The 10,559-nt window shown below is 34.0% G+C and carries 5 protein-coding genes and 1 pseudogene; all 6 read right to left on the bottom strand.

Features of this window, described 5'->3' with window-relative positions:
• Positions 1-131 precede the first annotated feature (131 nt).
• Positions 132-7,358 (bottom strand): T9SS outer membrane translocon Sov/SprA, encoded by a 7,227-nt coding sequence (gene sov, locus FOF46_RS13455; RefSeq protein ID WP_143916777.1) that lies wholly within the window; start codon positions 7,356-7,358, stop codon positions 132-134.
• A gap of 5 nt (positions 7,359-7,363) precedes the next feature.
• Complete coding sequence (gene ruvA, locus FOF46_RS13460) at positions 7,364-7,945, bottom strand: Holliday junction branch migration protein RuvA (RefSeq protein WP_109435595.1); 582 nt, start codon at positions 7,943-7,945, stop codon at positions 7,364-7,366.
• A gap of 191 nt (positions 7,946-8,136) precedes the next feature.
• On the bottom strand, positions 8,137-8,544 hold the full coding sequence (locus FOF46_RS13465) for a DUF6786 family protein (protein WP_143916778.1): 408 nt from the start codon (positions 8,542-8,544) through the stop codon (positions 8,137-8,139).
• Between the two features lie 46 nt (positions 8,545-8,590).
• Complete coding sequence (locus FOF46_RS13470) at positions 8,591-8,887, bottom strand: hypothetical protein (protein ID WP_143916779.1); 297 nt, start codon at positions 8,885-8,887, stop codon at positions 8,591-8,593.
• Between the two features lie 931 nt (positions 8,888-9,818).
• On the bottom strand, positions 9,819-10,175 hold the full coding sequence (locus FOF46_RS13475; protein ID WP_143916780.1) for a hypothetical protein: 357 nt from the start codon (positions 10,173-10,175) through the stop codon (positions 9,819-9,821).
• Positions 10,176-10,446: 271 nt separating this feature from the next.
• Positions 10,447-10,559, bottom strand: a pseudogene (locus tag FOF46_RS32530) (IS982 family transposase); the annotation flags it as partial.

Below are 10,559 nucleotides of genomic sequence, written 5' to 3' on the forward strand. Positions count from 1 at the left end.
TATTTATGAATTGTTATTATTATATATGATGACGAAAATAAATCTATTTTATTAGATTTTGAGAAAACCCATCAAAAAATTATCAAAAAACAATTGTCAATATCTTATTTAGCAAATTAATTACAAGAATCTTAATTCCCAAAATTATATCGTAATGTAAACCCACCTCGAATTGTCGTCTGCGGAAACGCTGTAGAAATAGAATATTGAGAAAAAGTATGATCATAAAAGAATAACGCAGTTAAGTTCTTGCTTAATGAATAGTCTGCCGTAAATTTGATCCCATAGATATCCTGTCCTGCAGTTACCTGCGTATTATCAAGATCAAGGTATCGAATTAAGGTTTCATTTTGACGTAATGATAAATCAGCTCTCAAGTTAAGGTCACTTTTTAACACTTGTTTTCTTCCTGCAATCCTGGTAGCAAAAGTTAGATCAGGAAATCTATATCCTAAACCAACAATATATTCATTCCCTTGAATCTCTGTTAGCAAGTTATTATCAAAACTTAGTGACAATGCCCTATCTTTTTTCCACTCTAAGAGAATCTTAACTGAGTTCTTCATTTCCATATCCAATCTCATAAGAGGACTAAACTGTTCTGTTAAGTTAACATTAGAGTACAATTCTGGATTTCTAAAATTACCAGCTTGATCCACATCATTCCTATTTGTAAACTCCAAATTAGTCTGAAACTGATTAATCGTATAGTTTGCTCTATATCCATGCGCTACAGAAAACCTTTTAAAACGTTTTTTAAACCATTTTAAGTTCATTAAACCAGTATATTTCACATCCCAGTTAGGCAATGGCACATCTCTAAAAGCTCCTTTTTGAACTTTATCTGCACTAGTTCCAGAATACGCCGATAAAAAAGCTGGTAACAATACCGCTTGATTAGTCTTCCCAAAACCTACCGGATAACTATATCCATTTGGTTCTTGTTCGCTACTTCTTGGAAATGTTGAAGAACCATAGAATTCTGTAGCCAAACGATCAGCAATAATCTGTCTATTCTCTCTAAAATCATCAAATACATCAGAATTAGTTTCATCACTTTTCTTAAATGCCGTTTTTATAAGTAAGGTCGAAATTGTATAATTACCAAAAGTATTAGGAGTAAGTGATGAATAGGGATTATCATTATCTATATTACCGTCGGTATCCAGATTTACTCTATAATTTTCTGTATAGGTTTCAGAATAATTTCTATTCGCACTAATATCAATTTTAAGATCTTTTATAAGTCCAACAGAAGCTTGAATATTAAGTTGTCTTCCTTCAACCTCTTGATATTGTTGATTAAAATCATCATATAAAGTTAACCAACCATTACGGGCGGCTAAATCTCTAATTTCTGATTGACTACCAAAAGTAAAGCCTACAGTAGGTTTCAATGTCCCAACAAAGCCAGGTTCTCTGGTATACCCAGGAAGGAAAATACCATTATCCTGTTGATAATTTACATTTACCTTTTTTACAGCCGTAACCAATCCAATAAGTGTGTTGTATGCCTTAGCTCCAACGCTTAATTTACTTTTACCCTTTTTCTGACCTTTTTTAGGTTGTGTTTTACGTTCTGCAACTGCAGTTGTGCCTTTTTTATCTTTAGTATCTTTCTTCTTCTTTGTATTTCTTCTTCCTGCTTTTCTTTTTCTCAGCCCAACATATTTATATAATGTGTTCATATCTAATGCACCATTTATGGTATGAACATTTGCATTCTGAACTGTATTTCCTAAGTCAGGAATACCTTCTAAAGTCTTAAGAGCTTCACTACCTTTCACCCATTGAAAATCTGCATTGTAAGAATACGTTGAACGAATGAACTTAAGTGCAGGTATTTTCTTAAAAGGCACCTCATAATTCACCTGTAATTGCTGACTGTGTGTATTAGGATCCCCTATTTCAAAAAATCCACTCCATATATCAATGGTATTATCCACATTATTATTCTCATCAATGAAATTTTTGACAATACGATTATTTGCGGATGTAAAATTGAAGTTTAACGACTTAGTCAAGTTATAATTTACCCCATATTGCCAATCAAAGAGGAAATTACGTTGATACAATGTAGGCAACCTGATATCATCAGGTCCTAAAGTGATATCTCTAAAAATTTGCTCATTATACTGTCTAGTAATATTAGAGTTTACAGAGATACTTGTTGGAAGTAAATTAAAGTTAAAATCTTTAAGCAAATCAAAATATTTACTTTTTCCTAAAAATTTAATTTTCTTAAAAGGTTCTATTTCCTTTGGCTGAAAGCTAAAGTCATATGTTCCTCCCAATCTCACATTTTGATCCAGTGACTTTTCAATCTCAAAATCGCGATGATCTGTTTGATTATACGTTCCTGAAAATGTAAAGTTCTCTACATCATATGGCATTGGCTTACTATCCCCTGTTCTCTCTTTACGCAATCCAATAACATTAAAACTCTGTCTCTTTGTATAGTCAGTTGACTGTCGCTCAACACGTTCTTTTTCTGCAGGATCATCGATATCATCTAACCTATCCTGAAGTTCTAAATCTAAAAATTCGGGATCAAACTGTGGTGTAATAAGTTCTTCTCCTCGACTATAATTAAAAGGAATCTGAAGTCCCCATTTTTTTGGTAACAACTGACCTAAATTTACATTAGTTGTTAAATCATATTGCTTAATATCTTCTCTACTTCTTTCATTAGGTCCTTGCTCAATTCCTCCAAATCCTATAGTACTGATTCTTCCAGAAGCAGTGACATTAGCAAAATCAGCAATATTAGCATCCAAACTACCTACGGTAGCCCATCCTCCTCTATTTTTAAGATCACTTAAACGCATCTCATTAAACCAAACTGTTCCGGATTGATCACTACCACTTTCATTCTTAATACCCACCATCATTACTCTAACATCTCCAAAGTTAGGATTTCCTTTTATCCCCAGTCTCAAATTCCCAAGACTACCATTAGGAGAAGGGTCTGTTTGTGGGTTTTCTCCATTTTCATCAAAATATATTAATGTATTAGGATTTAGGGCCGCTTGCCCTATAACTGCAGATTTAATTTTTTGTAATAAACTAAGGTCAAGATTTAAACGATTATTTGATGGCCAAACTTCTTCTTGACTAGAATCTCCAATATTAGAAACCTCTAGTGGTAATTCTATTTGGTAGAAATTCGTAGTAAAATCATTACCCATTCTAATAAAAGCTGTTAAGTCACCATTATTAAGAGTTTGATTAGGAACAGCCTCTGCATGTAAAAACAGTTCAAGATTTTCATATTGACGCATATCAACATTAAAATTCTTATACACCCCTCTTGCATCGTCGTTTTGTAAAGTATTTACCGTAAGCGCAAGTGAACGCTCATCTTCTCTGATTATATTATTATTATTATTTAATTGCTCTCGTATTACTCCCGGAGGCGTTACATAATTAGGAGTTTCCTCTTCACTAACCGAAGTTACAATAACTTCGCTATCCCCTGTTATATTTAGACCATTTGTAGGGTCATTAGTCGTATTTCCTTCTACTACGTATCTCCTGTAATCACCTCTTACCAAATCCAAATTACCAAACCTTAACAATGTTGGTTGAGCAAAACCGGTAAGATACATCCTCATAAATCGTATCGATCTAAAATCACTAATATTTATAGCTCTATCTGGATCATAAATCGGAATTTTAAATCGTACCCATCTGGTAGGCAACTGCTGACCGGACGCATCAACTGTGATTTCTCTTTTATCTGTTATATATCCAGTTCCACCATCATTACCAATATCCATTCCTCTAAAAATAGGAATTTCATACTCAAAATAACTATTAATAGTATTCATTGTATTATCCCTATTCACATCTTCTGCAGTAGGAAATGTTGTATTTCCTCGATCATCGTTGGATACATCAGTAGGTGAATTTCCTTGTGTACCGTTATAGTTGCTATATCTATCCTGAATATTTCCGCCTGCCTGTAGGAAATAGGTATAATTATCACCAGACGGATCATCTAAAGATTGAAAAGCCGCAAATTCTGGTTTTTGTTTTTCAGCAGCATCTCCCAGTCCATCATATCCCGTATCCTGATCAATTCTTGCCTGTCCATCAGAATCAAATGCATATATCAAAGATTGATTTACCGGAACTGTAGCGTACTCTGTACTCACTACATTTTCTGTCTGGCCTGTTGCAGGCAATCCATTTTCATATTGCTTTCTTCCATCTTTCAACACATCTTCACTAATGTTTCCTAAATTAAAAACAATTGTTCCTCCAGGATTATTTATATCATCATGTTCAAAAGGGTCCATCAACCAAAACTCAATAAACTCTACATTAGCCTGCTCAAAATTGGTAGAGGTTAACTGTCTTGTAATTCCTGCAAAATTATTTCTTGGATCTGGTGCTGGTAATGCACTCCCTGGTGCGTATGCAGGATTAAAGTTATATTGACCTCTTTCTCCAGGTTTATAATTAAGATCTAGTGTAAAAAGTGCCAATGTTTGCCCCTGCTGAATATCGGTTTCAGGAAAAATTTCATTAATAAAAACTCGTCTGCTTGCATTAGTTGCTAAGTCTGCTTCTGATATTCCACTTGGTCTACCATTACTATAAAAAATAGGATCAATAGAGTACCAGTTTAACTTTGCTCTTTGATACCCGGACTGGATACCATCAACAACCACATCACTCGTTGGGTTCGCTGGATCTCCAAAACCAATCGGTACACTAGAAAGTTCCCATGACAATGGTGAACTTACATCAATTCTAGTTTGTGCTCCTTCAAAATCATCAATATATGTTGTTACCTTACCATCAAAATCAGCTCCTTTTGGTGCGCCAGCAATCAGATATGCCCCTTCTGCTCTAATAGAAACATTAGACGGAACATCTGTATCTATATTTGGTAATTTATTAACCATTCTGGTTAGAAAAGGAACTTCTGTAGCATATGCAACATTAAATCCTAATATGGTATTGTTTATAGGTTCAAAATCATAGTTAGATTTTTGGGTAATTGGTCTTTCGTTCAAATTTAGGTAAGTACCTCCTATAATAAAATCATCACTAAATTTATGTTCGATATTTAAACCTGTAAATCGCTTTGTTTGCTGCCCAAAAACAGCATTATTCTCTGTCGAAACCTGAATTGGAGTATTAGATGCCAATAATGCTTCATCAAGAATAGTTACCCTTCCTAATTGATAGTTTACTGTATAATCTACCCCTTCTTGCAGTGTTCTTCCTCCTGCAGTAACCGTAACAGAACCTTGAGGTACATTAAAGGCTCCCAATGGGATTCCATCCTGACCCGAAGATTTATATCTTCCTTTAAGCTGAAAATAATTTTTATCAGCAGATTTTTGTTCTGCTATAACCTTAGTCTCAGTATATAAATCACGAAATACATATTGAGCTTGGTTAGGGTTATAAGAACTCGGATTAGTATACACTGACCCTACAGGACCATTATCCAATTTATTAAAAAGGTGCTCCCCAAACGGTTCTATAGTAGTAAATACAATTCGTCCATTCTGCGAATCAATTGTAACACCAGGCACATAATCAAAAAAACCATCCCCTCCTTGCACCGGGTCATTATTTGGATTAAGGCGGTCTAAATTAAAAACTTTAAGTAAGGTGGTTTGCTCAACATCATCTGGTAACGGAACCGATGATCCTTCTGCAGCAGTAATGTAATTTACAGGAGAAGGATTCGAATACAAAATATTTAATCTAAAATCGTTTTGTTCTAACCTAAATGCTCCAGTACTATAGATGTTCTTCATCATCAGATCCCAAATCGGTAATGTTACATTAACGATTGGACTTTTTAGCATTCTAACCACCAAACTTTGACTTGAACCTACAGCTACACCTGTAGTATCATTTCCACTATTATCTCCAACCGTTGCATCAACACCATCATTTGCAAATTCTCCTACCTGAAAAACTCGTCCTCCAACAGTATATTGAAAAGCAACTCCTAAAACCTCATCATTATTCAATCTTTGGTTCAAAGAAATATATCCTAGTTGCGTGTTTAAAGTATACTCACTCGTGTTTAATTTTCTTGCATTTTCTAAAATCGCATAATCAAACCCTTCATTAAAGCCAGCAATTGGGCCAATGAATCCTTGTTGCACTGTTGATATTTGTCTAACTGCTTCGGTAATTGGTCCAGCGGGACCGATTGTAGCCGGGTCAAGGTCATTATTACCATTATCAGGAAAAGCTCCAGCTCCCGAATTAAATAATGTTGTCGGAATTGTAAAATTACCATCCACCGGAGATTCCCCAAGATCCTGAAGCGCAACAATATTACGAGCATTAGTCAGTGTTTGTGCACTTGTTGCTCTATTCGTTACCCATACCTCTATTCTTGTAATCTGTACATTGTTATTAATGAAAGGGTAGCTTGCCAAAGATGCATCATAGGTATCTCTAAAATAATGAGACAAAAAGAAATGTCGATTTTCATCATAATCCAATGCAAAAAGTTCAAAATCTTCTACGGTACCTCCTCCTTCGACATTTACAGATCTGGTTTCAGACCGTTGTTCTGAATACACACCAGTAATTGTGGTTTTTCCAAATTGCAATCCCATTTTTACTCCAAAAAGGCTCTGGGCCCCCTGGATCAAGGAACTATTTAATGGCATACTTACATTACCAACTTCGATACTTTGAATGATATCATCCTCTGTAGGTGTATATTCAAGTTTTAACTGATTTTGAAAATCAAAAGTAGATTCTGTATCATAATTTGCCGTAACCTGTAATCGTGTTCCTATTTTACCTAACAAACTCAGACTTATTCTCTGATCAAAATCAAATGTAAAATTACTACGATTACGAGGAGAGAACGCAGGGTTATCTTGTTTGGTAAATAATAATCCCAAATCCATTTCTACGGATCCTGTCGGGATAATCTCTATTTCACTTCCCCCAAAAATACTTTCAAAAAATTTGGAGTTTACATAAAAGATAGGAAGTAAGTTCTTTCTTTTCTCTTCTGCTCCATCTTTTTTACCACTAAATGCTTCAATTTTTTCTTTAAAGTAAGATCTTCGTTGTTCTTCTGCCACCAAAGCTTCAAACTCAGATGGTGTTAGAAAAAGTGGATATCTCACATTAAAATCTCCTAGTTTTTGTCGGTAAATATATCGATTAGTAATTGGGTCATATTCGTATTTACTAACAATACTATTGGGATCTGGTAAAGAAAGTTCTCCCAAAGAAAATGTTGTACTTGTCGAATCCCGAACTTTTTCGGTATCCTGACCATGTAACACTCCACTATAAAGTGCTATCAAACATACTAGTAATCTAAAAAAATTAAAGCGTAAGGAATCTGAAGAACTCAATGTTTTTATAAATTTTTTAGTGCCTGTTTAATAATATTTTCAACCGTTTCTTTTGGGGCTTGTTTTAGGACTCTATCAATAGCCTTTTCTGCAAGTTTTCGATTAAATCCAAGGGTTTCTAAAGCAGATAACGCTTCATCTTTGTTAGTATTGCTCTGTGACAAGGAAACTTCGTCGATATTATAAACTTTAAGTATTTTATCCTTTAAATCTATGATTACACGCTGTGCAGTTTTAGCTCCAATTCCTTTAATTGATTGAATGGTGGCAACATCGTTCCCCGCAATGGCTTCTTTGATTTGATCGGGATGCAATGAGGACAACATAGTTCTTGCTGTACTTGCACCTATTCCTGAAACCGAAATTAGAAGTCTAAAAATTTCTCGTTCTGATTTTTCTGCAAAACCAAATAACGTATGAGAGTCTTCTTTAACCTGTAAATGTGTATATAGTTGCAACGACTCTCCTTCTGGAAGTAACGAAAACGTATGTAATGAAATATGTAAGATATACCCTACTCCACCACAATCTATAACAACATCAGTTGGGTTTTTCTCTACAAGCCTCCCTTTGATATGTGTGATCATATGCTAAGTTGATGTTAAGCAACCAAATGTAGTAAAATTCTACTATATAACTAGAATAAAAAAACCTTTAAAAATGATAATATAAAGAGCTTAAATTTGTTATAATTTTATTAAGAATTACTCATTATATATTTAGGGTTTCAGATCCAAAAAACCATTAACTTCTAAACAGACAACGGGTTAAAGAATATTTATTTACTACTATTTAAAACATTGTTTAACCCTATTAATTCACATCCTAAAATCGTTTTACTAATTTCATTTAAAAACAACTCTTCTCCCTCAAAATGAAATGTTTGATGTAAATGACTAACCGATTCATTTGTTTTTAATGCTTTTGCAGGGGCAGTGGTTTCTAATTCAAAAAAAGTACTGCCATTAGCATCAGAAGCATTATTATATGAATTTACCACATCGCCATGGTAAGGATCTTCTAAATATTCTTCATCAGAACTTAGATATTTTCCTTTTTTATCCAGGGAATATTTTATGATGGTTAATCGATGGTTTTCATAATCATAATAGCCAATCACAGGTTTACTATGCTCACGCGGCAATCCAATTTTACTTCGTTTTTCTCCATCGGTTTTAAAATACAAATGACAAATATTAAGAATGCAATTATTGCTTTTTTTCTATTATTCTCTACTTTCTCCATCTTACACCGTTGAAATTAATTCCCTTAGATATTGCCCTTTGATCAGCTTCTGAATCCGATCCATGCAATGTGATAATACTGTTCAAATTGGCACCATTTAGAATTTCCTGTTTTGTAAGTCCTATTAAACTGTAAGCCTTCCCTGTAAGAAAATTACAGGCATCATATATGTTGAATAAATCTGTTTCAGATCCAAATCTAATAAAACCTCCAGATCCATCCTCTGCAAATACTCCTTGATTTGCAATACCATAGTTTCCACCTTCTCTCGCAACTGATGTCATGTCATTGGCAAAATCGAATTCCCCCAGCTGCCGCTAGTCTGTGACTAGTGTGCCACATAAAACCATACTAACAAACTAAAAAAACAGCCATAAATTATAAAACTTATAGTTGTCATTTCATCCTTACCAGTATTAGTTGCAACCAGCACATACTATATCCGAGCAGCGATAATTATCATTTATTACTCTTACCGCTTACTCATGACCACCATTAGAGACACTCTAGCGGCAGCAGAGGAAAACTATATATAATATATTTTACCATATAACACACAAAAGAAACAGCTACATCAATGTAACTGTTTCTTATCTTTTATTACTTACTCTTGTGCTCACTCATACTCCCCCAGCTGCCGCTAGTCTGTGACTAGTGTGCCACATAAAACTATACTAACAAACTAAAAAAACAGCCATAAATTATAAAACTTATAGTTGTCATTTCATCCTTACCAGTATTAGTTGCAACCAGCACATACTATATCCGAGCGGGGGACTCAATTTTGAGCACTAGCCTTTCAAAGTTGAGTTACATAGGTTCACATTTGAGAGCTTCTTATAAAGCTATGAATCAAAAAGACGCTCCATTGGGTCTTTTTGATGAAATTTTAGATTTTTAGGGTTCAAATTTGGAATATCAATGTCCAAATTTGGATCTCTGATCTTCAAAATTGGACGTATAACACCCAATTTTGGGACACCAAAGTCTAAATTTGAATCTTATATCTCTAAGGGAACGTATTTTTGACCTTCTCGTGCGTCTTTTTGATGAAGCGTTTAACGTTACTGATTAAACTTTTAACTCGTTGCATTGAAATTTTAACCTAGGGAGCTGAAAATTTAACCCAAAAGGTTGAATTTTTAACTCTTGGAGTTAATCCGAGATTCTTTTTGGCCCTCTCACTCGTCTTTTTGACGAAAGTGTTTAATGCTACTATAAATTTTTAAATGTTTCTTCTATAGCTTGCATTTCTTTTTTAACCTGATTCATTCCTACTAACCCCCCTGACATTCCAGATGTTTCCCGGGATACAGTAACTTCTAGATGTTCTGCATTTTCTACTGTTTTTATCTGGAACTTGAAATATTGGATAAACGCTCCCAATAAAATTCGTAATACTCGATTTCCTTTCTCATACATTCCGTTTGCATCATTTCCCTGAATTAGTTTATAACCATGAGATTGTAATAATTCATGTACTTTTTGAGTAAAAGCAACTTTGTCTATACCTGCATGTATATGAGTAAAATTCTTTTCTGTAGATTGTATTACTTCTTTCAATGTATTCATGATGTATTGTTTTAATACAATATTACTATGTAATTTATAAAAAATAGTTTCAACTTATAATCTGAAACCCAATTTTAAAACATCAAAGCCTAAATTTGGTCTTTATAAATCTAGTCGAAGGCCTTTTTGACCCTCTGGAAGATCTTTTGGGGTAAATCATCATTCTAGCATACGCTAGAATGACAAACCTAAATAAAAGAGATATTAAAAAAGCCAGAGTTCTTAGTAAGAACTCTGGCATAAAAAATAATTAAATATACCCGTTGTGCATTTAGTTAATATTAATTTTTAGGTTGTTTATATTTCTGTTGAATTCAAACCTATTGATATATTGAATAATGGTCATTGCTGTGATCTTTGATAAGATTCTATTTTTAAATCCCT

The sequence above is a fragment of the Aquimarina algiphila genome, assembly GCF_007489275.1.
Lineage (GTDB): Bacteria > Bacteroidota > Bacteroidia > Flavobacteriales > Flavobacteriaceae > Aquimarina > Aquimarina algiphila.

Coding starts and splice junctions, on each gene's coding strand:
- FOF46_RS13475 (WP_143916780.1), bottom strand. CDS start 10,175: ATGAATACATTGAAAGAAGTAATACAATCTACAGAAAAGAATTTTACT.
- ruvA (WP_109435595.1), bottom strand. CDS start 7,945: ATGATCACACATATCAAAGGGAGGCTTGTAGAGAAAAACCCAACTGAT.
- FOF46_RS13470 (WP_143916779.1), bottom strand. CDS start 8,887: ATGACATCAGTTGCGAGAGAAGGTGGAAACTATGGTATTGCAAATCAA.